22 protein-coding genes are annotated in these 22,294 nt (G+C 69.8%); 8 read left to right on the top strand and 14 right to left on the bottom strand.

Features of this window, described 5'->3' with window-relative positions:
- Positions 1–40: 40 nt before the first annotated feature.
- The 4 genes from F0P95_RS13650 to purB all read right to left on the bottom strand — a co-directional run bounded on the left by F0P95_RS13650 (position 41) and on the right by purB (position 6,612).
- Complete coding sequence (locus F0P95_RS13650; protein WP_182334681.1) at positions 41–2,293, bottom strand: putative bifunctional diguanylate cyclase/phosphodiesterase; 2,253 nt, start codon at positions 2,291–2,293, stop codon at positions 41–43.
- A 141-nt stretch (positions 2,294–2,434) separates the two neighbouring features.
- Positions 2,435–2,722, bottom strand: coding sequence for a hypothetical protein (locus tag F0P95_RS13645; RefSeq protein WP_054666595.1), 288 nt, complete (start codon positions 2,720–2,722; stop codon positions 2,435–2,437).
- A gap of 170 nt (positions 2,723–2,892) precedes the next feature.
- A complete protein-coding gene (locus F0P95_RS17690; protein ID WP_182334680.1) occupies positions 2,893–4,887 on the bottom strand; it encodes a methyl-accepting chemotaxis protein in 1,995 nt (664 codons plus the stop codon).
- Positions 4,888–5,229: 342 nt separating this feature from the next.
- A complete protein-coding gene (purB, locus tag F0P95_RS13635) occupies positions 5,230–6,612 on the bottom strand; it encodes an adenylosuccinate lyase (RefSeq protein ID WP_182334679.1) in 1,383 nt (460 codons plus the stop codon).
- Between the two features lie 153 nt (positions 6,613–6,765).
- Between purB and F0P95_RS13630 the strand changes: the two genes are divergently transcribed.
- Both F0P95_RS13630 and F0P95_RS13625 read left to right on the top strand, forming a co-directional pair.
- A complete protein-coding gene (locus F0P95_RS13630) occupies positions 6,766–8,163 on the top strand; it encodes a class II fumarate hydratase (protein ID WP_182334678.1) in 1,398 nt (465 codons plus the stop codon).
- 115 nt (positions 8,164–8,278) lie between these two features.
- On the top strand, positions 8,279–8,488 hold the full coding sequence (locus F0P95_RS13625) for a hypothetical protein (protein ID WP_182334677.1): 210 nt from the start codon (positions 8,279–8,281) through the stop codon (positions 8,486–8,488).
- A gap of 18 nt (positions 8,489–8,506) precedes the next feature.
- Here the strand turns inward: F0P95_RS13625 and F0P95_RS13620 are convergent, their stop codons facing one another.
- Genes F0P95_RS13620 through F0P95_RS13590 form a run of 7 tightly spaced genes read right to left on the bottom strand, consistent with a single transcriptional unit; the run spans position 8,507 to position 12,991 of the window.
- The gene (locus F0P95_RS13620) at positions 8,507–8,941 is read right to left on the bottom strand and encodes a hypothetical protein (protein ID WP_182334676.1); all 435 of its coding nucleotides are present in this window, start codon (positions 8,939–8,941) and stop codon (positions 8,507–8,509) included.
- Between the two features lie 60 nt (positions 8,942–9,001).
- Positions 9,002–9,589, bottom strand: a complete 588-nt coding sequence (locus F0P95_RS13615; RefSeq protein WP_182334675.1) for a DUF2884 family protein — start codon at positions 9,587–9,589, stop codon at positions 9,002–9,004.
- Between the two features lie 37 nt (positions 9,590–9,626).
- A complete protein-coding gene (locus F0P95_RS13610) occupies positions 9,627–10,466 on the bottom strand; it encodes a DUF4097 family beta strand repeat-containing protein (RefSeq protein ID WP_182334674.1) in 840 nt (279 codons plus the stop codon).
- A gap of 38 nt (positions 10,467–10,504) precedes the next feature.
- Positions 10,505–11,518 (bottom strand): hypothetical protein, encoded by a 1,014-nt coding sequence (locus F0P95_RS13605; RefSeq protein WP_182334673.1) that lies wholly within the window; start codon positions 11,516–11,518, stop codon positions 10,505–10,507.
- Positions 11,515–12,387, bottom strand: a complete 873-nt coding sequence (locus F0P95_RS13600; RefSeq protein ID WP_054666582.1) for an ABC transporter ATP-binding protein — start codon at positions 12,385–12,387, stop codon at positions 11,515–11,517. Before F0P95_RS13600 ends, F0P95_RS13605 begins: the two co-directional genes overlap by 4 nt.
- Positions 12,384–12,746, bottom strand: coding sequence for a GntR family transcriptional regulator (locus tag F0P95_RS13595; protein ID WP_054666580.1), 363 nt, complete (start codon positions 12,744–12,746; stop codon positions 12,384–12,386). Before F0P95_RS13595 ends, F0P95_RS13600 begins: the two co-directional genes overlap by 4 nt.
- Positions 12,747–12,748: 2 nt before the next feature.
- A complete protein-coding gene (locus F0P95_RS13590; RefSeq protein WP_232528689.1) occupies positions 12,749–12,991 on the bottom strand; it encodes a hypothetical protein in 243 nt (80 codons plus the stop codon).
- A gap of 155 nt (positions 12,992–13,146) precedes the next feature.
- Here F0P95_RS13590 and F0P95_RS13585 point away from each other — a divergent pair, with 155 nt between their 5' ends.
- From F0P95_RS13585 to F0P95_RS13565, 5 genes are all read left to right on the top strand, one after another.
- On the top strand, positions 13,147–13,695 hold the full coding sequence (locus tag F0P95_RS13585) for a glutathione peroxidase (protein WP_182334672.1): 549 nt from the start codon (positions 13,147–13,149) through the stop codon (positions 13,693–13,695).
- Positions 13,696–13,795: 100 nt separating this feature from the next.
- Complete coding sequence (locus F0P95_RS13580) at positions 13,796–14,755, top strand: FKBP-type peptidyl-prolyl cis-trans isomerase N-terminal domain-containing protein (protein ID WP_182334671.1); 960 nt, start codon at positions 13,796–13,798, stop codon at positions 14,753–14,755.
- 22 nt (positions 14,756–14,777) lie between these two features.
- Positions 14,778–16,127, top strand: a complete 1,350-nt coding sequence (locus F0P95_RS13575; RefSeq protein ID WP_182334670.1) for a UDP-glucose dehydrogenase family protein — start codon at positions 14,778–14,780, stop codon at positions 16,125–16,127.
- Entirely contained in the window at positions 16,120–16,362 is a 243-nt protein-coding gene (locus tag F0P95_RS13570) for a SlyX family protein (RefSeq protein ID WP_054666557.1), read from the top strand. The genes F0P95_RS13575 and F0P95_RS13570 overlap by 8 nt, the downstream gene beginning before the upstream one ends.
- A gap of 17 nt (positions 16,363–16,379) precedes the next feature.
- Positions 16,380–17,036 carry a DUF2058 domain-containing protein gene (locus F0P95_RS13565; RefSeq protein ID WP_182334669.1) on the top strand — a complete coding sequence of 219 codons (657 nt, stop codon included), beginning with the start codon at positions 16,380–16,382 and terminating at the stop codon, positions 17,034–17,036.
- A 110-nt stretch (positions 17,037–17,146) separates the two neighbouring features.
- Here F0P95_RS13565 and F0P95_RS13560 read toward each other — a convergent pair whose 3' ends face one another.
- Entirely contained in the window at positions 17,147–18,316 is a 1,170-nt protein-coding gene (locus F0P95_RS13560; RefSeq protein WP_182334668.1) for an MFS transporter, read from the bottom strand.
- Positions 18,317–18,454: 138 nt separating this feature from the next.
- The gene (locus F0P95_RS13555; RefSeq protein ID WP_182334667.1) at positions 18,455–19,906 is read right to left on the bottom strand and encodes an amidohydrolase family protein; all 1,452 of its coding nucleotides are present in this window, start codon (positions 19,904–19,906) and stop codon (positions 18,455–18,457) included.
- A gap of 229 nt (positions 19,907–20,135) precedes the next feature.
- Here F0P95_RS13555 and F0P95_RS13550 point away from each other — a divergent pair, with 229 nt between their 5' ends.
- Positions 20,136–21,017, top strand: a complete 882-nt coding sequence (locus F0P95_RS13550) for a LysR substrate-binding domain-containing protein (protein ID WP_182334666.1) — start codon at positions 20,136–20,138, stop codon at positions 21,015–21,017.
- A gap of 12 nt (positions 21,018–21,029) precedes the next feature.
- Here F0P95_RS13550 and F0P95_RS13545 read toward each other — a convergent pair whose 3' ends face one another.
- Complete coding sequence (locus F0P95_RS13545) at positions 21,030–22,208, bottom strand: amidohydrolase family protein (protein ID WP_182334665.1); 1,179 nt, start codon at positions 22,206–22,208, stop codon at positions 21,030–21,032.
- Positions 22,209–22,294 lie beyond the last annotated feature (86 nt).

Here is a 22,294-nt window from a genome sequence, read left to right as displayed (position 1 = left end):
AAAACGGGGGCGGCGGTGTCCGCCGACGGAAACCGCATTGTCACCCAGTCGCCGCCGACGCGCCTAGCGCCGCCGGATGCGGGGCCGCCAGCGGCGGTGACGCAGCACCGTCCTGGAGCAGGCGCTCCAGCACCGCGGCCGGGCAGGGCGGGCTGAAGCCGTAGCCCTGGGCCAGCGGGCAGCCCTCGGCGCGCAGGAACTCCAGGTGGCGGGCGTGCTCGACGCCCTCGGCCACCACCTCCAGGCCGAGGCTGTGGCCGAGGCCGATGATGGCGCGGCTGATCACCCCCAGCTCGGCGTCGCCGGGCAGGCCGGCGATGAAGCTCTTGTCGATCTTCAGCATGTGCAGCGGGAAGCGCTTGAGGTAACCCAGCGATGAATAGCCGGTGCCGAAGTCGTCCAGCGCCAGCCGCACGCCCAGCGCGGCCAGGCGCCGCAGCGCGCCCAGGGTGGCGTTGCTGTCCTGCATCAGGTGGGTCTCGGTGATTTCCAGCACCAGGCTGGCCGCGGGCAGGCCGGTGTCATCGAGGATGGCGACCACCCGCGCGACGAAATCGTCCTGCTGCAGCTGGCGCCGGGACAGGTTGACCGAACAGTACAGGTGGCGGTGCCCGGCCAGCTGCCAGGCCCGCGTCTGCCGGCAGGCCTCGCGCAGCACCCAGTCGCCGACCTGGACGATTTCCCCGGATTCCTCCAGCGAGGGGATGAACTCCAGCGGCGGAACCAGGCGCCCGTCGTGGCGCCAGCGCAGCAGCGCCTCGACCCCGACCATCGGCGGGTCGTGCGCGTCCAGGCGGTGGATCGGCTGGTAGTGCAGCACGAACTCGCTGCGTGCCAGCGCCTGGCCCAGCGCGCTCTCCAGTTCCAGCTGGCGCTGCGCGCTGGCCTGCAGCCCGGCGCTGTAGTGGGCGAACTGGGCCTTGCCGGCCTGCTTGGCCTGGTGCAGGGCGAGGTCGGCGGCCTGCAGGGCGTCGTTCAGGTCGGCGCTGGCCTGCAGGGTGGCGATGCCGATGCTGGCGTTGACCACCAGGGTGCGTTCGTCCACGCGCATCGGCTGGTGCAGGTGGCCGAGGATGCGCTGGGCGACCTGTTCGGCGCGCCCGGCGCTGCCGGGGTCGGCCAGCAGCACCACGAATTCGTCGCCGCCGAAACGGAACAGGTGGTCGTCGGCGCGCAGGCACTGCGCGAGCCGGCGGCCGACCTCGACCAGCACGCCGTCGCCGAACAGGTGGCCGAAGCTGTCGTTGATGAGCTTGAAGCGGTCCAGGTCGATGAACAGCACCGCGGCCTGGCCGTTGCCGGTTTCGTGCAGTTGGCGCTGGGTGTGCAGGAGCAGTTCGTCCAGGCGCAGGCGGTTGGCCAGCCCGGTCAGCGGATCGTGGCGGGCGGCGTGGTGCAACTGGTGCTCGACGGCCTTGCGCCGGCTGATGTCGCTCTGCGAGCCGGTGATGCGCAGCTGCCCGTCGCGTTCGGCCTCGGCCACGCCGCGGCTGAGCACCCACAGCCAGTCGCCATTGCGGCAGCGGATGCGGTACTCGTGGTGGATCCAGTGCGATTCGCCGTGCAGGTGCGCATTGATGGCCTGGTGCAGGCCCGGCAGGTCATCGGGATGGACGCGGGAAAACCAGGCGTCGCTGGTCTGGCCGAGGTTGCGCCGCTCCAGCCCGATCATTTCGGCCCAGCGTTCGGAGACGTAGAGCGTGTCCGCGCCCGGGTGCCAGTCCCAGATCCCGTCATGGGCGCCGCGCAGGGCGCGCGCGAAGCGGGCCTCGCTGTCCTCCAGCGCCTTGCGCTGGGCGGCGCTGTAGGTGTCGATGGCCAGGGTCATGTCGAAAAACACCGCCTTGAGCAGGCTGGAAAACAGCTGCGCGTCGGCGCCCTGGCCGCACAGCGGGGCCAGCATCTGTTCCAGGTACAGCCGGTAGGCGGCCAGGTACCACTTCAGTTCGACCCCGTTGATGTGGTGGATCAGGCCGATGCGCAGGCGGTTGTCGATGTAGTCGCGGTCGTAGGGGCCCTGCCACAGCCGCTGGTAGTACTCCAGCTGCCGTTGCTTGAGCCGGTGCACGGTGCCCGCGTCGCCGAGCAGCGCGGCCGGGGCGGGAAAGTCGTCGAGATGGCGGTAGAGCCGCTCGATGAAGGCGGCCTGCGCGTCGGCCATGCGCGCGGCGTTTTCGTTCAGGCGCTGCGCATCGTCCTGCCGCCATTCCAGCAGGCGGCCGCGTTCACTGATCTCTGCCTGCCCCAGGCCAATGCGCCGCATCAGCTCCTGCAGTGTGTCGACGGCACCCATGGTTTCCTCTTGCGTTGAAGACCAGCATGAAAAAAGCGCCGTGGCGGCCGTCCCGTCGGGAACGGCCGTCGCAGCGCTTCGTCTTGCAGGCCCGTGCGTCCTGCCCGGCAAAGCGGGTCCGCGCGCGGCGCGGCACCCGGGTCAAGCGGCGCCTGCCAGATCCTCCAGCAGGCGGGTAAGGCGTTGCCGCAGCTGCCCCATCTCGCGCGAGCGGAAGGCGTGCCGGCTGCGCTCCAGGGTTTCGATGGCCTCGTACAGCGTGGCCTGCACCTGCCCGCTGGGCCCCAGCGGATCGGGGTCGAGCCAACGGCACAGCGGTGCGCGGTCGCAGTCGCAGCTCTGCTGGATGACCTCGGCCTCGCCGGTCTCGGCCAGGAGCGTGCGCAGCCGCGTGGCCAGCCCCGGGTCAGTGCAGATGATCCGGGCCATGCCGCATTCCTGTGGTGGGGGGCGCGGGCGGTGCCGCGGGCGCGGCGTCCGGTTCCGGATCGGGCCGGCCGCGTCCGGCGCCGGTCGTGGGGTGGGGCATGCTCGACATCTGTTCCTGTTCCATGTTTGCGTGAAAAGCTTCCATCGTTTCCCGGCATGCGGGCATCCTTTCACCATGCCATCGCCGGTGCCGCGCGGGCGACCTCCGGCGCGGCGCCCGGCAACGGGGCAGCCAGCCGGAAGCGGGCCGCGGCGTGCGCCAGCCCGGCGGCCTCGTGCTCCATGTCATGGGTGGCGCGGCCGGTTTCCTGCACCAGCAGCGCATTCTGCTGCGTGCTCCTGTCCATCTGCGCGATGGTCTGGTTGAGCTGCGCGATGCCCGCGCTCTGTTCGCGCGAGGCGGTCGATATCTCGGCGGTGAGGGCGGTGACGTGCTGCACCGAGGACACGATGTCGACCATGGTGCGGCGCGCCCTCTCCACCAGCACCGAGCCGTCGGCGACCCTGTCCACCGAGTTGCCGATCAGGTCCTTGATCTCATGGGCGGCGATGGCCGAGCGCTGCGCCAGCGTGCGTACTTCGGCGGCGACCACGGCGAAGCCACGCCCGCTGTCGCCGGCGCGGGCGGCCTCGACCGCCGCGTTCAGGGCCAGGATGTTGGTCTGGAAGGCGATGCCGTCGATCACCCCGATGATCTCGCCGATCCTGCGCGAGGCGGTTTCGATGGCGCGCATGGTCAGCACCACCTCATCGACCACCTCGCCGCCCTGGCGGGCGACCGTCGCTGCGCCCTCGGCCAGTTGGCTGGCGTGGTGCGCCGCCCCGGCGTTGTCGCCGATGGTGGCGGTGAGCCGGTCCATCGAGGCGGCCGCCTCGCGCAGCGTGGCCGCCTGCCGCTCGGTGCGCGCCGACAGTTCGTCGTTGCCGGCGGCGATGCGGGTGGCGGCCGCCGAGATGTGGTCGGCCGATTGCTGGATGCCGGCGACGATGGCGGCCAGTTGTTCGGCGGTGGCATTGGCATCGGTCTTCATCTGCCCGAACACCCCCTCGAAATCGCGGGTGATGCGCCGGCCCAGGTCGCCGCGGGACAACGCCGACAGCAGCTGGCACATTTCGTCGGCGCTCTCGGCGGTGGCGTCGAGCAGGCGGTTCACGCCCAGCGACAGGCGTCCCATCAGGCCGGCCTCGCCGGTGGCGTGCAGGCGCTGGTCCAGCCGGCCCTGCGCGGCGCCATCGATGATGGTGGCGATGTCGTGCTCCATGCGGGTTTCGGCGGTGCGGTCGTGCCATTCGACGACGAAGCCATGGCGCTGGCCGTCGCCATCGACCATCGGCGTGACGTTCAGGCTGAAATGCGCCTCGCCGATCTGGATGCGCCCGGAATGGGGGCCGTCGAGCGTATCCAGCAGGGCGCGGATACGCGCAGGATCACGGTGGAAGCAGTGGATGCTGGCGCCGATCAGGCGCTCGGGATCGAAGTCGGGAAAGGCCTTGAGCAGTTCCCCGCGCTGGTTGCGCAGGATCGCGATGACGGCCTGGTTGGCGTAGACGATGTGATGCTCGCGGTCGGCGATCATCATGCCGGTGCGCAGCGCGCACAGCGCGGCCTCGACATGGAAGCCGGCGGGGGCGGCGCCCGCTGCGGCGGGTGCCGGCGCGGTCGCCGGCGGCTCCTCGTGGGCAGGCTGGCGCACCGCCGCACCGGAACGCCGCAGCCGCACGGCGACCATGCAGGCGAACCCCGCCATGGCTGCGGCCCAGGCGATATGCGGCCATGCCACCGTGGCGGCCGGCTGCAATGCCAACTGCGGCAGCAGCAGGCCCGTCGCCGCCAGTGCCAGCGGCACCCAGTCGCGATAGCACAGCAGCATGGCAACGACGGCCAGGCCGCCGGCATCGCCCAGGGCGGGCGGGGCGGCGGCCAGCGCCGCCGCCAGTGCCAGTGCGATCGCCAGGCGGCTGCGCCGGGTGCCGGGCGACCGCCAGGCCTGGAATCCGGCGAACCCGGCCGTGGGCAGGCACGCCACCACGAACAGGCTCCACCTGCCCGAATCCAGTGCATGGGCCAGCGCCGCCATCCCCAGAAGCGCCAGCATCAGCAGGAACAGCCGGTCCGCCTCGATAGCCTCCGCATCCCGCGTCCACGATGTGTCGACAGCACCCATGAATCCCCCCTGTTGAAAACCTGGGCATGAAAAAAGCGCCATGACAGCCACCCCGGGGGAGTGGCTGTCATGGCGCTTCGTCTTGCAGGCCCGTGCGTCCTGCCCGGCAAAGCCGGTCACCGCGGCTGGCGGTACCTCAACCGCGCTTTTCTACACGATTGGCGGCGATTGTTCCAGATGCCGGCTGCGTGCCGGTGGCAGGCCGGCGTGGGGGGGGGGGGCGCCGCCGGGTGGGGCCGGCAGTGGCGATGGCCCCGGCGGATACGACAACGGCCAGGCGCTGGCCTGGCCATTGTACGCGCGGCGAACCCCGATACCCGCGGGATATCGGCCGGGCCGCGGTCAGATCGCCCGGGCCAGCTGCGCGGCCAGGCCGGCGTAGCCGCCGGGGGTGAGCTCGCGCAGGCGCTGCTTGGCATCGGCCGGCAGGTCCAGCGATTCGATGAAGCCGCGCATCGATTCGGCGGTGATGCCCTGGCCGCGCGTCAGCGCCTTGAGCTGCTCGTACGGATTGGGCAGGCCGTGGCGGCGCATCACCGTCTGCACGGCTTCGGCCAGGACTTCCCAGGCCGCGTCCAGATCGGCGTCCAGGCGCTGCGGGTTCACTTCCAGCTTGCCCAGGCCCTTGGCCAGCGATTCCAGCGCCACCTGGGTGTGGCCGAACGCGGTGCCCAGCGCGCGCAGCACGGTGGAGTCGGTCAGGTCGCGCTGCCAGCGGCTGATCGGCAGCTTGGCGCTGAAGTGTTCGAACAGCGCGTTGGCCACGCCGAAGTTGCCCTCGGCGTTCTCGAAGTCGATCGGGTTGACCTTGTGCGGCATGGTCGAGGAGCCGACTTCGCCTTCCTTGAGCTTCTGCTTGAAATAGCCCAGCGAGACATAGCCCCAGATGTCGCGGGCCAGGTCGATCAGGATGGTATTGGCGCGGCGCGTGGCATCGCCGATCTCGGCGACGTTGTCATGCGGTTCGATCTGGGTGGTGTAGGGGTTGAACACCAGGCCCAGCGAGCTGACGAAGCGTTCGGCGAAGGCCGGCCAGTCCACGTCCGGGTACGACACGAGGTGGGCGTTGTAGTTGCCCACCGCGCCGTTGATCTTGCCGGTCAGCTCGACTGCGCCGATCTGGCGGATCTGCCGCTCCAGGCGCGCGACGACATTGGCCACTTCCTTGCCCAGCGTGGTCGGCGAGGCGGTCTGGCCGTGGGTGCGCGAGAGCATCGGCTGCGCGGCCTGGGCATGGGCCAGCTGGCGCAGCGAGGCGGCGATGCCCTGCAGGGTCGGCAGCAGCACCTGGCTGCGCGCCTCGGCCAGCATCAGGCCGTAGGACAGGTTGTTGATGTCCTCGCTGGTGCAGGCGAAATGCACGAACTCCAGCGCCGGCGCCAGTTCGGCGTCGTCCTTGAGCCGCTCCTTGATGAAGTACTCCACCGCCTTGACGTCGTGGTTGGTGGTGCGCTCGATGTCCTTGACGCGGGCGGCGTCGGTCACCGAGAAACCATCGGCCAGTGCGCGCAGGCGCGCCTTGGCGGCGTCGGAAAAGCCAGCCAGCTCGCCGATGCCGGGCTCGGCGGCCAGCGCCAGCAGCCACTCGATCTCCACTTTCACCCGCGCGCGGATCAGGCCGTACTCGGAGAAGATCGGGCGCAGCGCGTCGACCTTGGACGCATAGCGGCCGTCGAGCGGGGACAGGGCGAGCAGGGCGGCTTCCGGGCGGGACGTTTCGGTCATGTCGGCGGGCAGGGGCTGGGGCGGGGGCGCATATTCTACGGCCTGCGTGGACCGGCCGCCCGCGACGCCGGTCCAGGCGCAGCGCGCACCCCGGCGTGCGCGCGTGCGGCGTATCCTCGGGCCCTTCCTTGGGCAATGGCTGGGAGAATGCCGATGAGCGGGAAATACCGGATCGAACACGACAGCATGGGCGAGCTGCAGGTGCCGGCCGAGGCCTTGTGGGGCGCGCAGACCCAGCGCGCCGTGGAGAACTTCCCGGTATCGGGGCAGCGCATGCCGCGCGCCTTCATCCGCGCGCTGGGGCTGATCAAGGCCAGTGCCGCCGAGGTCAATACCGGGCTCGGGCTGCTGCCCAAGGGCGTGGGCCGGGCGATCCGCGCGGCGGCGCTGGACGTGGCCGCCGGTGGTCACGACGCGCATTTCCCGATCGATGTCTACCAGACCGGCTCGGGCACGTCCTCGAACATGAATGCCAACGAGGTGATCGCCACGCTGGCCAACCAGGGCGGCAAGGCCGGCAAGACCCGCGTGCACCCCAACGACCACGTCAACCTCGGCCAGAGTTCCAACGACGTGATTCCCACCGCCATCCGGGTCTCGGCGCAACTGCAGACGGTGGAGACGCTGCTGCCGGCGCTCCGGCACCTGCGCCGCACCATCGACCGGCGCGGGCGCGCGCTGGGCAAGGTGGTCAAGACCGGCCGCACCCACCTGATGGACGCGATGCCGCTGACCTTCGCGCAGGAGTTCGGCGCGTGGTCGGCGCAGCTGGAATCGGCGCAGGGACGCATCGAGGATGCCCTGAAACGGCTGCGCCGGCTGCCGCTGGGCGGCACCGCGATCGGCACCGGCATCAACGCCGATCCGCGCTTCGGCGGCAAGGTGGCGCGCGCGCTGTCGGCCGCGACCGGCACCCGCTTCGAGAGCGCCCAGAACAAGTTCGAAGGGCTGGCCGCGCAGGATGACGCGGTGGAACTGTCCGGCCAGTTCAACGCGCTGGCGGTGGCGCTGATCAAGATCGCCAACGACCTGCGCTGGATGAACTCGGGGCCGCTGGCCGGGCTGGGCGAGGTCGAGCTGCCGGCGCTGCAGCCGGGCAGTTCAATCATGCCGGGCAAGGTCAACCCGGTGATCCCGGAGGCGACGGTGATGGCCGCGGCGCAGGTGATCGGGCACCACACCGCGATCACCGTGGCCGGGCAGACCGGCAACTTCCAGTTGAACGTGGCGCTGCCGCTGATCGCGGCCAACCTGCTCGATTCGATCCAGCTGCTGTCCAGCGTGATGACCCTGCTGGCCGACAAGGTGTTCGCCGGGCTGGTGGTCAAGCAGGAGCGGGTGCGCGAAGCGCTGGCGCGCAACCCGATCCTGGTGACCGCACTCAACCCGATCATCGGTTACGAGAAGGCCGCGGCCATCGCCAAGCGCGCCTACCGGGAACAGCGTCCGGTACTGGAAATCGCCCGCGAGGACAGCGGCCTGCCGGAAGCGGAGCTCAGGCGCCTGCTGGACCCGGCGGCGTTGACCCGCGGCGGCATCCACGACCATTGATGCGCTGGCCGGTTTGCGCCGCCGTGCGGCGGCGCGGACCTGCGGGGCGGTATCGCGGGTATCCCGGGTGTGCTACATGGACAGCCGGTGGCCACCATGGAAGACAGGGGAATTCATGGCGTTCCTGGCATTCGCGCTGTATTCGGCACTCTGCTTCTGGGTGGTCTTCATGGACGGTGCCGACATCCTTGAAGGGGGGAAGTCCTTCTTCCTGTTCGGTGGGTTCGCCGCTTCGCTGACCGCCAGGGAGCTCAGGTTCTACGCCGGCATTTCATGGCTGGCCTCGCTGGCCATCCTGTTGTTCGCGAGCCTGGGCGGCGGGTGAGGCACTCGCGCAGGCCGGTCAGCGCAGCGCGCGCGGATTGGCCAGCGCTTCGCTGTACTGCTTGAACTCGGGAATGCGCTCGGCCAGGTCCGGCGGGAACGGGGTCTGCCCGGCGGGCACGTCCAGCGGGAGGGTGCGGCCGCTGGCATCGGCCGGCGCGCTCGATTCGGTCAACGTGTTCTGGCGCAGGATCTGCAGCTTGACGAAGCTGGTCCGCAGCATTTCGCGCTGCCCGTCGTCGAGCGGGATCTCGATGTCGTCCACGCGCAGCCTGCCATCGGGCAGGATGTCCAGGTTCGGGTACGGCGCACGCCGCACCGACACCATGTTGGCGCCCACTTCCATCTTCGGCTTGCTGCGCTCGGCGCGGTGGGCGGTGTACTGCTCGCGGTCGCCGCAACCGGCGACGGTGGCGATGCAGGCCAGCAGGAGGGACAGCAGCAGCTTGTTCATGGCGGGGTGCAACGGTACGGCGGGGGAGCGGCGATTCTACCGCTCCCCCGCCGCGGGCGGTCAGCGCGCGGTCACCCGGCCGTCGCGGCATTGATCGATGTCGCTCTGGTCCATCTTGGCGTAGGGCTTGAACTCGGGGATGGCCGCGGCCAGCCGCTGCTGGGTGGCGAGCATCGCCGGCAGCTGGTCGCAGATCCGGGTGGCGCTTTCCTCCAGCTTCCTGGCCTCGGCCTCGATCCGCTTCTCGATCTGGTCGGTGTCGCCGGACAGGACGCCCTTGAGCGCCTCGCCGGCGGCGCGCACGCCGAGGTTGGCGCCCTGCACGCCGATCTCGATGCCCGCCTCGGCCACCTGGACGACCTGCGCGCGGTATTCCAGCAGGAGCTTGCGCTGGCCCTCGTCGACTGCGATCGCGCGGCCGTCGATCAGCAGGTCGCCGGTGGGCGAGATCTCGACCTTGGCACCGCCGTCGCTGGAAATGCTGATGTTCTTCTCGGTGATTTCCTTGCGTGCGCGGTTGGTCGCTTCGCGTACTTTCTGACCGATGCCGGCTTCGGCCAGCGGGTCGTCGGCCTGGGGGCGTTCGCCGCAGGCGGCCAGCGGCAGGCACAGCAGCAGCGCGAACAGGGGGGCTTTGAGCGTTTTCATGTGGGTGCTTCCGTGGCGGACGGGAAAGGGAGTGGGATCAACGCTTTTTCGGCAGTTCCACGGCACCGCGGATGCCGGAGTGGTCGACCGAGCCGCTGCCGGTGTGCCGTACCCGCAGGCTGCCGGCATCGCGTACGCGCAGGTCGCCCGAGCCCAGGGTGCCCAGGGTGACCGTGCCGCGGACGGCACCGACGTCGGCGTCGCCCGAGCCGATGCTGGCGATGTCGACGTTGCCCTGCACGTCGCGCAGTTCCAGGTCGCCCGAGCCGATGCTGCCGATCCTGGCGTCGCCGCGCACGCCGCCGACGCGGACATCGCCCGAGCCGATCGAGACCACGTGCAGCGCGCCGACGTTGTCCAGCTCGATGTCGCCGGAGCCGACCGCGGCGGTGGCCAGCGCCTTGATGTCGCGCGCCTTCACGTCGCCGGAGCCGACGTCGGCGCTCATCGCCTGGGCGCCACTGAGCGAGGCATCGCCGGAGCCGACCTTGAGCTGCACCATCATCGTGTCGGGCAGGGTGCCGGCGATGTCCAGCCAGGCGTAGCTGGAGCCGAAGCTGATGTTCATCCCGCGGCTCTCGCGCTGCAGGCGGACCACGAGCTTGTCGCCGGCTTTTTCCTGGGTGAGCGACAGCTGGCCGAGCAGGTCCTGGCTGGAGGCGCAGGCGCGGCCGGACAGCGCGGCGCGGGCAGCGGGCGATGCCTGCAGCCTGAGGTCATGGCTGTTGACCTCGAACACCACCGCCTTGACGCCGGCCAGGTCCAGGTCAAGCGACTTGGGCTGGCTGAACTTGCAGTGGTCGTCGGCCAGGGCCACGCCCGGCAGCAGGGCCAGGGCGAGCAGCAGGGGCTTGATCGTCGTGTGCTTGATGTTCATCGGGGTTCCTCGGGATAGCGGCAGGCGGGAAAGGCGGCTCAGGTGTCGTCGCGGCGCTGGCGCAGCCAGATCGCCGCGACGATGAACACGGCGCCGACCACCACGCCGATCCACAGCTCGGGGTTGGCCAGGCCGGCCAGCTGCACGCTGGGCGAGAAGCCGTTGAGCATCGACTTGACCGACTCGCCGGTGGGCGTGGGGCTGCGGTAGGCCAGCTCGATGCCCGGGGTGGCGCTGAGCAGCAGGCGGCTGACCACGTGGCCCCAGAACCAGCCGCTGTTCAGGCCGAACAGCTTCATCACGTCGAACCAGCTGACGATGACGCCGGCGAACACCGGCAGCATCACCGCCCACAGGAACGGCTTGCTGCGGGCCCAGGCCGAGCACAGCAGCAGCCAGCCGGCGGTGGGCATCGCCCACAGGGCGTAGACCGGGATCCATGCCAGGTGGCTGGCGGCGATCGAGAACGGGTTGGACGAAGCCCAGATCAGGGTGACCGGGTTGCCGCCGTGGAACAGCACCACCAGGCTGATCATGATCATGAAGCCGAACATGGTGATGATGGCCGCGACCACCGCCAGCAGCGGGGCGATGACCAGCGCGCCGACCAGCTTGGACAGCACCGTCTGCGTATCGGAGATCGGCATCGATTTCCAGAACAGCACGCTGCGGTCGCGGCGGTCGTCGTACAGCGCACCCAGGCAGTAGAAGAACACCACGAACGCCAGGGTGATGAACGGCCACGCCGAGCTGAGCAGCAGGGTCATGTTCATGCCCTCGCCGAACTTGGCCATGTCCGCCGGGGTCATGTGCTGGGTCAGCATGCCCAGGTCCAGGCCGTTGACCTGGATGCCGTTGATGTGCAGGTCGCCCTTCTCGGCGGCACGGCGGGCGGCGATCAGGCCGGCGACGATCGCCATCAGCGACAGCAGCAGCGAGATGCCGCCGGCCACGAGCGGCGCGCGCAGGAAGCCGCCGCGGTTTTCCCAGTATTCGCGCTTGAGCAGCCACTTGAACCTGCCCAGCGGGGTGATGTGATGGACGGCGTTCATGCGTAGGTTCCCTTCATGATGGCCACGAACAGGTCGGCAAGGCCGGGGTTGCGGGTTTCGCCCAGGGCGTCGAGCTGGTTGCGGTCGGCGCCGTCGTAGAGCAGCACGGTCTTGCCGAACGGCAGCGAACGCTCGTCGATGGGCGCCAGCTCGCGCGCGGCCTGCAGGGTATCGGCCGACGCCAGCAGCTCGACGTAGCGCTCGGATACGCTCTCCATGTCGGCCGAGAGCACGATCCTGCCGTCGCGGATGAACAGCACGTCGGTGAGGATGTGCTCGATCTCCTCGACCTGGTGGGTGGTGACGATGATCGTCTTCTGCTCGTCGAAGTAGTCCTCCAGCAGGCGCTGGTAGAACTCCTTGCGGTAGAGGATGTCCAGGCCCAGGGTCGGCTCGTCCAGCACCAGCACGCGCGCGTCGATGGCCATCACCAGCGCCAGGTGCAGCTGCACCACCATGCCCTTGGACATCTCGCTCACCCGCTGCTTCGGCTGCAGCTTGGTGTTGGCGAGGAAGCGCTCGCAGCGGGCGCGGTCGAAGCGCGGATGCACGCCGGCGACGAAATCGATGGCTTCCTTGACCCGGATCCAGCGCGGCAGCACCGCCACGTCGGCGATGAAGCACACATCGTTCATCAATGCGTTGCGCTGGGTGCGCGGGTCCATGCCGAGCACGCGCAGGTCGCCCTCGACCGCGGTCAGCCCGAGCAGCGCCTTGAGCGCGGTGGTCTTGCCGGCGCCGTTGGGGCCGATCAGGCCGACGATGCGGCCCGGGGCGATGGTGAAACTGGTGTTGTCCAGTGCCGGCTTCTGCTTGTAGGCCTTGCGCAGGCCCTGGGCGGAAACGACGGCTTCGACGGCGGCATTCATGGTGTGGTCCCCGGTGGCAGCAGATCTTCCAAGGTCAGGCCCAGGCGCTGGATGCGTTCCAGCACGCCGGGCCACTCTTCATTGAGAAAACGGTCGCGCTCGCTGCCGCGCAGTTTGCGCGCGGCTTCCTCGGTCATGAACATGCCCAGGCCGCGGCGCTTCTCGACCAGGTTCTCGTCGGCCAGTTCCTGGTAGGCGCGCGAGACCGTGATCGGGTTCAACTGGTACTCGGCCGCCACCTGGCGTACCGAGGGCAGGGCGTCACCCGGCTTGATGACCCCGTCCAGCATCATCGCGATCACGCGATCCTTCAGCTGGCGGTAGATGGGAGCGCCATCGCTCCACTGGATATCGCTCATGGTCAGCTCCGTGGGTTCAGCGACTGTGCGAATGAGAAGTAGGGCAGGGAAAGGCTGGTCCGCATCCGCCGGATCGGGCGCTTCTTTTCCTGCGCGTTGGCCTCCTGCTCTTCGCCGGTGGTCCCGGCGGCATAATCCTGGACCTGGCCACGGCCGGCAGGCAGGGACAGCGTGCAACCGATCAGCAACAACGTGCCGGCAGCGGTCAGTGCCGGGAGAAGATGTCGGTGGTGCCTTCGGTTCATGGCGGTCCCCCTGTGTAGGGTGGCTGGTGTTGTATGCAACTATAACACCGACACGCCGGCATGCAACTCCCCTGTAACCCAACTGATGGCCTAGTCTGCGCACGCCGCTGCCACACCCCCCAGGAGAACTCCGATGTCCATCCGCAAGTGTCTGATTGGAATTATTTTTTTCCCTGTCCGTGGCAGGCGCGGCCGGCGCCGCCGATGGCGCGTTGCTGGATCGCGACTACCGGCCGCTGGCCGGAAAGGACCCGGTGAACCTGAACCGTGAGTACGGCGGCAAGGTGCTGCTGGTGGTGAACACCGCCTCCAAGTGCGGCTACACCCCGCAGTACGAGGGGCTGGAGGCCCTGCACCAGGCGCTTGCCGGGCGTGGGTTCTCGGTGCTGGGCTTTCCCTCCAACGACTTCAAGGGCCAGGAGCCGGGCAGCGAGGCGGAGATCCAGGAATTCTGCACGCTGACCTACGGGGTGAAGTTCCCGATGTTCCAGAAAGTGCACGTGACCGGCGCGGAGGCCACCCCGCTGTACCGCGACCTCGCCCGCCTGACCGGCGTGGCGCCGGGCTGGAACTTCCACAAGTACCTGATCGCGCGCGACGGCCGGGTGGTGGCGCAGTTCCCCAGCAAGGTGCGGCCGGACGACCCGGAACTGCGCGCGGCGATCGAGCGCGAACTCGCGCGGCCGGTGCCGGGCCGCCGCTGATGCGCGCGGCGGCGTACCGCCTCGACATCGCCGGTGTGCGTGCGACAATGACGCCCCCCACGCCGATGCCGGCGTCTGTTCACTTCCAGGAAAGCAGCGAATGAAGATGGGAAAGCGCGGCGCCGTGGCGTCGCTGATGATTCTGGCGATGGCGGTCCCCGCGGCCGTGATCGCGCAACAACCTGCCGCTCCGGCGGCCACCAAGGAGAAGTCCGTTTTGACCTCGGAACGTGAAAAGATCGGCTATGCCATCGGCGTGGACGTCGCCAGTTCGTTCGAACCCATCGCCTCGGAAGTCGACGTCGCCGCGCTGCGCCGTGCCGTGGAGAACGCCTTCGCCGGCGGCCAGCCGCTGCTGTCGCAGGAAGAAGCGCAGAAGACCGACCAGGCGCTGCGCATGGCGATGATGATCCGTTCCGGCCAGCAGGTGCCGGGCATGGCGCCGGGCAGCCAGCCGCCGGCGGTCGACCGCGAGAAGGTCGGCCTGATGCTGGGCAGCTACGCGGTCGGCCCGTCGCTGGCGCCGATCCGTGGCGACCTCGACCTGGACTCGGTGTTCCAGGCCATCGGCACGATCTTCGCCAAGGGCACGCCGCTGATGGACCGCCAGCAGGCGCAGGCCACGCTGCAGGCGTTCAGCACCGCCAAGCAGGCCGCCGCCGCCGGCAAGAACCGCGAGGAAGGCAATGCGTTCCTGGCCAAGAACAAGACCCAGCCGGGCGTGGTGACCACCGCCTCGGGTTTGCAGTACCAGGTGCTGCGCGCCGGCAGCGGCGAGCGCCCGGTGGCCACCAGCCGCGTGCGCGTGAACTATGAAGGCAAGCTGCTCGACGGCACCGTGTTCGACAGCAGCTACCAGCGCGGCCAGCCGGCCGATTTCGGCCTGAACCAGGTGATCAAGGGCTGGACCGAAGGCGTGTCGCTGATGCCGGTCGGCTCCAAGTACCGCTTCTGGGTCCCGTCGGAACTGGCCTATGGCAGCAACGGTACCCCGGGCGGCCCGATCGGGCCGGACGCGACGCTGACCTTCGACGTCGAGCTGCTGGGCGTCCTGCAGTAAATCCCACGGAGCCACTGCACCCATGCGCGTTGCGATTTTCGGTACCGGCTACGTCGGACTCGTCACCGGGACCTGCCTGGCCGAGGTAGGGCACGACGTGGTCTGCGTCGACATCGACCAGGCCAAGGTCGACGGCCTGAACCGGGGCGTCATCCCGATCTACGAACCGGGACTGGAACCGATGGTCAAGGCCAACCATGCCGCGTCGCGGCTGGCCTTCACCACCGACGCCGCCAGCGCGATCGCGCATGGGCAGGTGGTCTTCATCGCGGTCGGCACGCCGCCGGACGAGGACGGCAGCGCCGACCTGCAGTACGTGCTGGCCGTGGCCCGCACCATCGGCCGGCACCTGCAGGTGCCGACCGTGGTGGTCAACAAGTCGACGGTGCCGGTGGGCACCGCCGACAAGGTGCGCGCGGCGATCGCCGAAGAGCTGGCCGCGCGTGGCGTCGAGATCGCCTTCGACGTGGTTTCCAACCCCGAATTCCTCAAGGAGGGCGATGCCGTGGCCGACTGCATGCGCCCGGACCGCATCATCATCGGTGCGGCCAGCGACGCGCCGGTGGCGGTGATGCGCCGCCTGTACGCGCCGTTCAACCGCAACCACGACCGCGTGGTGGAAATGGACGTGCGTTCGGCCGAGCTGACCAAGTACGCGGCCAACGCGATGCTGGCGACCAAGATTTCGTTCATGAACGAAATCGCCAACATCGCCGAGCGCGTCGGCGCGGACATCGAGCATGTCCGCCAGGGCATCGGCTCGGACCCGCGCATCGGCTGGCATTTCATCTACCCCGGCGCCGGCTATGGCGGCTCGTGCTTCCCCAAGGACGTGCAGGCGCTGGCCCGCACCGCCGCGCAGTACGGCCATGCGCCCCTTCTGCTGCAGGCCGTGGAAGCGGTGAACGAGGCCCAGAAGGGACACCTGTTCGAACTGGTCCAGCGTCATTACGACCGTGGCGAGGACGAAGGCGTGCGCGGCAAGACCTTCGCGGTGTGGGGGCTGGCGTTCAAGCCCAACACCGACGACATGCGCGAAGCCTCCAGCCGGCGCCTGCTGGCGCAGCTGTGGGAGGCCGGCGCGCAGGTACGCGCCTACGACCCGGAGGCGATGCACGAGGCGCGCCGCGTCTTCGGCGAGCGCGACGACCTGGTGCTGTGCGACTCCGCGTTCGAAGCGCTGGAAGGCGCCGATGCGCTGATCGTGGTCACCGAATGGAAGCAGTTCCGCAGCCCGGACTTCGCCCGCATCCGCCAGGCACTGGGCGACGCGGTGGTGTTCGACGGGCGCAACCTGTACGACCCGCGCGAGATCGAAGCGGCGGGGCTGGCCTACTACGGCATCGGCAGGGGGCGCTCCCTGCATGTCTGACCTGCTGCCGAGCGCCCGCGAACAGGCACTGGAAGAGCGCCTGATCGAACTTGAAATGCGCGTGTCCTTCCAGGAACAGGCGCTGGCCGAACTGAGCGAAGCCCTGGCCGATGCGCGCATGCAGGGCAGCCGCAACGCCGACGTGCTGCGCGTGCTGCTCGAGGACCTGGGCAAGGTGCGCAACGCGCTGAACGCCTCCGATCCGGCGAGCGAACCGCCGCCCCCGCACTACTGATACGACGTACTCCACGCATGAGCGACACTCTCCGCGACCAGCTCCTGGGGCTGGGTTTCAAACCCGCGCCCGAACCCGAGCGCAAGTCCGAGCGCAAACCCGATACCCGCCGCGACGGCCGCCCGCAGGGCAGGCCGGCGCAGGCCCGTCCGCAGGCTGGCAACACGCCCGGCCATGCCGGCAGGCCGGCGCACGGCCCCAAGGCCGCGCACGGCGGCCCGCAGGGGCCGCGCAAGCCGCGCTCGCAGGAAGACATCGACCTGGCCAAGGCGTATGCGATCCGCGCGCAGCGCGAGAAGGACGAACGCATCGAGGCCGAGCGGCAGAAGCAGGAAGAAGCCCGCCTGCGCCGCGAAGCCAAGGCCCGGCTGGACGAACTGATCAAGGACAAGGGCCTCAACGACCCGGCTGCCGACATCGCCCGCCACTTCCCCTATGGCGGCAAGATCAAGCGCATCTATGTCACCGCCGACCAGCTCAAGGCGCTCAATGCCGGGCAGCTGGGCGTGCTGCAACAGAACGGCCGCTACCTGCTGGTGACCGCCGAACTGCTGGCCGAGGCCGAGCGCATCTTCGCCCCGGCCGTGGCGTTGAAGGTCGACCCCGACGCGCCGGCCGAGGACGACCCCTACGCCGACCCGATGTACCAGGTGCCCGACGACCTGGTCTGGTGAGTCCGCAGGTGCGGGGCGCGCCTGCGCACCCCGCCGATCGCGATGTGCGCAGGTGCGCTCCGGTCCCGATGGGGCGTTCCTGGCGCGGCCGGTCGCGGTAGAGGCCGCTGCTACTTGCGCCGTTCCGGCACGAAGCAGAACGCGATCACCGCACCGGCCAGCGCAAAGCAGCCGCCGGCGATGAAGGCCACCCTGCCATCGCCGAACGGCCACAGCTGGCCGGCGATCAGCGCGCCGAGCACGCCGCCCAGGCCCGACGAGAACCCGTAGAACAGCCCCTGGCCGTGGCCGTTGAGGTTGCCCGGGAAGTAGCGCGCCAGCAGCTGCATCGCCGAGGCGAAGAACGCGGCGAAGCCCAGGCAGTGGGTGGCCTGCGCCACCAGCATCACCGGCAGGTTCTCCGGCCACAGCGCGGTGGCCCACCAGCGCAGCGCGGCGCTGGCCATGGAGATGATCAGCAGCCAGCTGGCATCCCAGCGCCGGAAGAAGCGGGCGATCAGGAAGAACACCGCCACCTCGAACACCACGCCAACGGTCCACATCAGGCCCAGCAGCGAGGTGCTGTAGCCATGCTGGTCCATGTACAGCGAGAAGAACGTGTAGTACGGCCCGAACGAGAGCTGCTCGAGGAACGCGGCGATGAAGAACGCCAGCACCGGTGGCCGCCGCACGATCGACCAGAAGCCCTGCACGTGCGCGGCATGGGTGCCGACATGGCGGGCATAGCGGTTGACGAAGGACGCGCCGGTCATCAGCACGAACAGCGGCAGCATCAGCCATGGCAGCAGGCCGGCGCCGTGGCGTTCGATGACCCAGCCGAACAGCGTGACCACGGCGATGAAGCCCAGCGAGCCCCAGACCCGGATCATGCCGTAGCGATGGCTGTCGCTGCCCAGGTGGGTGAGGGTGATGGACTCGAACTGCGGCATCACCGCGTTGTAGAAAAAGCAGAACCCGACCATCACCGCGTACAGCGTCCATGTCGGCTGCGGCAGCAGGAAGCCGGTGAAGCTGAGCACGGTCAACACGCAGCCGATGCGCAGCCAATGGATCGGGTGCGGCGATACCGCCGCCAGCGAGGTCCAGGTGCTGGGCGCGACCACCCGGGTGGCGTACCACAGGCTCATCATCACGCTGATCGCGGTCACGCCCATGCCGCGCGACTGCAGGTACAGGCTCCAGTACGGGGTGAACGCGCCCAGTGCGGCGTAGTAGAAGAAATAGAAGCTGGACAGCCGGGCGACGGGAACCGCTGGCTGCAGCGTGGTCGGGGAGGTCATGAACGGGCGCGCGGGCGCGGAAAGCAGGGCGCCTATTGTGCGCCCTGCGCCGCGCTTCGTCCCGTCGAAGGCGTGCCGTCGCCTGCCGGCCGGGAACGGGTCCGGAGCGGCTGCGCCCGCATCGTGGGCGGCGGGGGATCAGCGGGCGGCTTCGGCGTTCCAGGCCGCGACCCGGGCGCGGACCCCGGCGAGCATGGCGTCCAGCGCGGCACGGTCGTACACGACGCCGCGCATCACCACCGTGTCGATGCCGCGGGTGGCACCGATGTCCTGCAGCGGGTTGCGTTCCAGCAGTACCAGGTCGGCGGCCCTGCCGGCGGCGATGGCACCGTAGCGGTCGAGCCTGCCGAACCAGGCCGGGCCGTTGCGGGTGGCCGTGGCCAGTGCCTGCGCGGGCGTCAGCCCGTGGCGGACATACAGCGCCAGCTCGTTGTGCAGGCCGATGCCGGGGTAGTTGTAGGAATTGAGGAAGCCGGCGTCGGTGCCGGCCATGATGCGTACGCCGGCCTCCTGCAGCAGCGGCAGCACCGCCGCGACCCGGGCATGGCGCGCATGGCGCGCCTGGATCTGTTCGGGCGTGGCGCTGGCGGCGCGCTCCACGCGCCAGGCGTAGGTCCTGCGCAGGCCGGGGCCGATGTAGGCCAGGTACGGGTCGTCGGCGTGCGTTTCGCTGTCGAGGAAGCTGAGGATCCGGCTGCCGTCGAGCGTGGGCGTGACCGCGACCCCGCGTTCGGCGAAACGGCGATAGGCGGCCATCGCGGTGGCGCGGTCGAAGCCTTCGTGCAGGCGGCGGCTGGCCTCGGCGCGGTCGATGCGGCCGGCGGCGAAATCGGCGGCGATCGCAGCCTCGTCCGGGATCCCGGCCTGGAACGCGTAGTCCAGGTGTTCGATGGAACTGATGCCGGCATCGACGGCCTGGCCGACGGTCAAGGCCATCGGGATATGGCCGGAGGTGCGCAGGCCGCGCTTCTTCGCTTCGGACAGCGCGTACAGGAACAGCTCCGGCTTGAGCGTGCTGTCGGTGATCTTGACGAAATCCACCCGGTCGCGCTGTTCGCGGTCCAGCGCGGCGTCCACGCCGGCCTCGTCGCCGGCTTCTAGGGTGCCCTTCCACACCGGTGCGATGCCCTCGATCTTGGCGCCGGAGGTGAACAGCTGCGGCCCGAACAACTGGCCGTTGGCGATCTGCGCGCGCCACGCCAGCACCTGCCCGGGCAGGTCGCCGGACGCGTCGCGCACGCTGGTGATGCCGTGGGCGACGTACAGCGGCAGCAACGCCTTGTTTTCTTCGACCAGCGCCGGGCCGCCGCCGAAGTGCACGTGCATGTCCCACAGCCCCGGAATCAGGTAGCGGCCGCGTGCGTCGACGGTCCTGCGCGCGCGCCACTGCGCGGCCAGCGTCGCGTCCTCGCCCACCGCGACGATGTCCGCGCCGCGGATCGCCACGGCCTGGCCGGGCAGGGCGCGGGCGTGCTCGACATCGACGAGGGTGGCGTGGCGGACCAGTACATCGGCGTCCTGGCGCGCCGCCAGGGCGGGTGACGCCAGCGCCAGCAGCGAGAAAAGGGCGAGGCAGAGCGTGGTTTTCATTGGGCAGGTTCCAGTGGCGCGCGGCGGGCCGCACGACGGGCAGGGGAGACCGGTGGATGCCGGCCGGTCACGTGGCGGGCATCGGCGCAGCCAGGTGGTAATGGCCGGGCATCGCCTGTCCCGGTCGGCATCGCGTGCGGGTGCGCCGTGAGGGGGGCGGGCCGGTGTTTGCGTGCGGTCCGGGTCGATGCTACAAGCCGTTGCCTCCATCCAGAAATGAAATGTGTCGATGGAAAACAGTCCGAAATCGAATAGGGTGCTGTTCGACCTCGACCTGCTGCGTGCCCTGTTGACGGTGGCCGACTGCGGCAGCTTCACCGCCGCCGCCGCGCGTCTGCATTCCACCCAGTCGACGATCAGCCAGAAGGTGCGGCGGCTGGAGGAGCTGGCCGGGCACCGCCTGCTCGACCGCGGCGTGCGCGACGTGCGTCCCACCGATACCGGCGAGACCGTGCTGGGCTATGCGCGGCGCCTGCTGGCACTGAACGAGGAACTGGGCGAGGCGCTGTCCGGCGCGCACGTGGCCACCACCCTGCGGCTGGGCGTACCGGAGGATTTCGCCGGCGGCCGGACCACGCACCTGCTGGCCGATTTCAGCCGGCGCCACCCGCGGGTGAAGCTGGAGGTGAGCAGTGGCCTGAGCCGTGCGCTGGCCGAGGGCTACGACCGTGGCGAACTGGACCTGGCGCTGGTCAAGCAGCGCCGCGGCAGCCGCGAGGCGCTTGCGCGCTGGCCCGAGCCGATGCGCTGGATCGACAGCGCGGCCAGCCCCGCGTTCGCGCTGGACCCGGTGCCGCTGGTGGCGTTCCCGCCACGCGGCCTGTACCGCGAGGACATGATCGACGCGATCGAGGCGCTGGGCCGGCGCTGGCGCATCAGCTTCACCAGCTCCAGTCTCGGCGGCATCCAGGCGGCGGTCGCCGATGGCCTCGGCATCAGCCTGCTGCCGGCGCGCACGGTGACGCCGGCGCACGTCGTGCTGGGAGCGGAAAGCGGCCTGCCGGAGATCGACAGCATCGAGCTGGCGATCCTGATGCGGCCCTCGGCCGACCCCGAGGTGCGGGTGTTGGCCGACATGCTGGTGGAGATGCTGGGCCAGTCGCGCGTCTGAGGCGCGGCCGGATCAGGACACGGTTGTGTCCACTGCCCATTGGCCGCGGCGGACGATGCGCCGGCGGCCTGGCACCCCGGCCACCGCGGCCGCGGCATTGGGTGCATCCAGCACCAGGAAGGTGGCCTCGTTGCCGACTGCCAGGCCATGGCCCTGCAGGCCGATCACGCGCGCGCCGGCGCCGCTGGCCATTTCCAGTGCCATGCACAGCTCCTCGTCGGCATGGAATCCGCAGCGGTAGCCGAGCAGCATGGCCCGTTGCAGCATGTCGCCGTTGCCATAGGGCCACCAGGCGTCGCGGATGTTGTCGTTGCCCAGGAACACCTCCACGCCGGCCGCGCGCAGATACCGCACCGGCGGGAACGGGCGGTCGCCCGGGGCGTTGGTCATGATCGCCACGCCGGCATCGGCAAGCGTCGTGGCGATGCGCTCCAGCTGTGCCTGGCCGACCTCACCCAGCGCATAGGCGTGGCTGACCGCAACCCGCCCCTGCATGCCCAGGGCGCGGCTGCGTTCGGCGATGCGCCGCAACTGTTCGATGCCGCCCAGGCCGGGTTCGTGCAGATGGATGTCGACCTTGGCGGCGTAGCGCCCGGCGATGCCGAAGACCACGTCGAGCTGGCCCGCGCTGTCGCCATCGAGCGTGTCCGGGTCGATACCGCCGACCACCTGCGCGCCTTCGCGCATCGCCGCATCCAGCACCTGTGCGGTGCCGGGGCAGGACAGCACCCCGGCCTGCGGGAACGCGACCAGCTCGATGTCGACGGTGCCGCGCCAGCGTTCGCGCACCGCGTTCACCGCGTGCAGGTTGTCCAGCCCGGTGGTGGCGTCGACGTCGACATGGCTGCGCATCGCCACCGTGCCGAACCCGGCCGCCTGCGCCACCAGCGCGTCGGCGCGTTCGACGATGGAGGGCGATACCGCCAGCTCCTGCTTTTCGATGGCCAGGCGCTCGCGCAGGGTGCGTGCGGGGCGATGCGGATGCCAGCGGTCGCCGACGAAACTCTTGTCCAGGTGGATATGGCCATCGACCAGGCCCGGCAGCACCAGCTGCCCGCCTAGGTCGATCTGTTGCACGCCATCAATACGTGGCAGGGCCGGACCGATGGCGGCGAAACGGCCGCTGGCGACGGCCAGCTCCAGCGGCGCACCGTCGGCACCGACGGCGTTGGTGAACAGGTGGTCGAACATGGCGGTGTCGTGGGCGAGGACTCGGGGCCGCCACCATAGGCCCGCGGCCGACGCACCGGAAATGAAGTATCGCGATGGGGGCCATT

The sequence above is a fragment of the Stenotrophomonas acidaminiphila genome (genome assembly GCF_014109845.1).
Taxonomy (GTDB): domain Bacteria; phylum Pseudomonadota; class Gammaproteobacteria; order Xanthomonadales; family Xanthomonadaceae; genus Stenotrophomonas; species Stenotrophomonas acidaminiphila.
The sequence above is the reverse complement of the archived record's forward strand: the minus strand, read 5'-3'. Positions and strand labels throughout refer to the sequence as shown.

What these genes read in the sequence shown, in the direction of transcription:
- F0P95_RS13650 (WP_182334681.1), bottom strand. Translation starts at nt 2,293, where the DNA reads ATGGGTGCCGTCGACACACTGCAGGAGCTGATGCGGCGCATTGGCCTG.
- F0P95_RS13645 (WP_054666595.1), bottom strand. Translation starts at nt 2,722, where the DNA reads ATGGCCCGGATCATCTGCACTGACCCGGGGCTGGCCACGCGGCTGCGC.
- F0P95_RS17690 (WP_182334680.1), bottom strand. Translation starts at nt 4,887, where the DNA reads ATGGGTGCTGTCGACACATCGTGGACGCGGGATGCGGAGGCTATCGAG.
- purB (WP_182334679.1), bottom strand. Translation starts at nt 6,612, where the DNA reads ATGACCGAAACGTCCCGCCCGGAAGCCGCCCTGCTCGCCCTGTCCCCG.
- F0P95_RS13630 (WP_182334678.1), top strand. Translation starts at nt 6,766, where the DNA reads ATGAGCGGGAAATACCGGATCGAACACGACAGCATGGGCGAGCTGCAG.
- F0P95_RS13625 (WP_182334677.1), top strand. Translation starts at nt 8,279, where the DNA reads ATGGCGTTCCTGGCATTCGCGCTGTATTCGGCACTCTGCTTCTGGGTG.
- F0P95_RS13620 (WP_182334676.1), bottom strand. Translation starts at nt 8,941, where the DNA reads ATGAACAAGCTGCTGCTGTCCCTCCTGCTGGCCTGCATCGCCACCGTC.
- F0P95_RS13615 (WP_182334675.1), bottom strand. Translation starts at nt 9,589, where the DNA reads ATGAAAACGCTCAAAGCCCCCCTGTTCGCGCTGCTGCTGTGCCTGCCG.
- F0P95_RS13610 (WP_182334674.1), bottom strand. Translation starts at nt 10,466, where the DNA reads ATGAACATCAAGCACACGACGATCAAGCCCCTGCTGCTCGCCCTGGCC.
- F0P95_RS13605 (WP_182334673.1), bottom strand. Translation starts at nt 11,518, where the DNA reads ATGAACGCCGTCCATCACATCACCCCGCTGGGCAGGTTCAAGTGGCTG.
- F0P95_RS13600 (WP_054666582.1), bottom strand. Translation starts at nt 12,387, where the DNA reads ATGAATGCCGCCGTCGAAGCCGTCGTTTCCGCCCAGGGCCTGCGCAAG.
- F0P95_RS13595 (WP_054666580.1), bottom strand. Translation starts at nt 12,746, where the DNA reads ATGAGCGATATCCAGTGGAGCGATGGCGCTCCCATCTACCGCCAGCTG.
- F0P95_RS13590 (WP_232528689.1), bottom strand. Translation starts at nt 12,991, where the DNA reads ATGAACCGAAGGCACCACCGACATCTTCTCCCGGCACTGACCGCTGCC.
- F0P95_RS13580 (WP_182334671.1), top strand. Translation starts at nt 13,796, where the DNA reads ATGAAGATGGGAAAGCGCGGCGCCGTGGCGTCGCTGATGATTCTGGCG.
- F0P95_RS13575 (WP_182334670.1), top strand. Translation starts at nt 14,778, where the DNA reads ATGCGCGTTGCGATTTTCGGTACCGGCTACGTCGGACTCGTCACCGGG.
- F0P95_RS13570 (WP_054666557.1), top strand. Translation starts at nt 16,120, where the DNA reads ATGTCTGACCTGCTGCCGAGCGCCCGCGAACAGGCACTGGAAGAGCGC.
- F0P95_RS13565 (WP_182334669.1), top strand. Translation starts at nt 16,380, where the DNA reads ATGAGCGACACTCTCCGCGACCAGCTCCTGGGGCTGGGTTTCAAACCC.
- F0P95_RS13560 (WP_182334668.1), bottom strand. Translation starts at nt 18,316, where the DNA reads ATGACCTCCCCGACCACGCTGCAGCCAGCGGTTCCCGTCGCCCGGCTG.
- F0P95_RS13555 (WP_182334667.1), bottom strand. Translation starts at nt 19,906, where the DNA reads ATGAAAACCACGCTCTGCCTCGCCCTTTTCTCGCTGCTGGCGCTGGCG.
- F0P95_RS13550 (WP_182334666.1), top strand. Translation starts at nt 20,136, where the DNA reads ATGGAAAACAGTCCGAAATCGAATAGGGTGCTGTTCGACCTCGACCTG.
- F0P95_RS13545 (WP_182334665.1), bottom strand. Translation starts at nt 22,208, where the DNA reads ATGTTCGACCACCTGTTCACCAACGCCGTCGGTGCCGACGGTGCGCCG.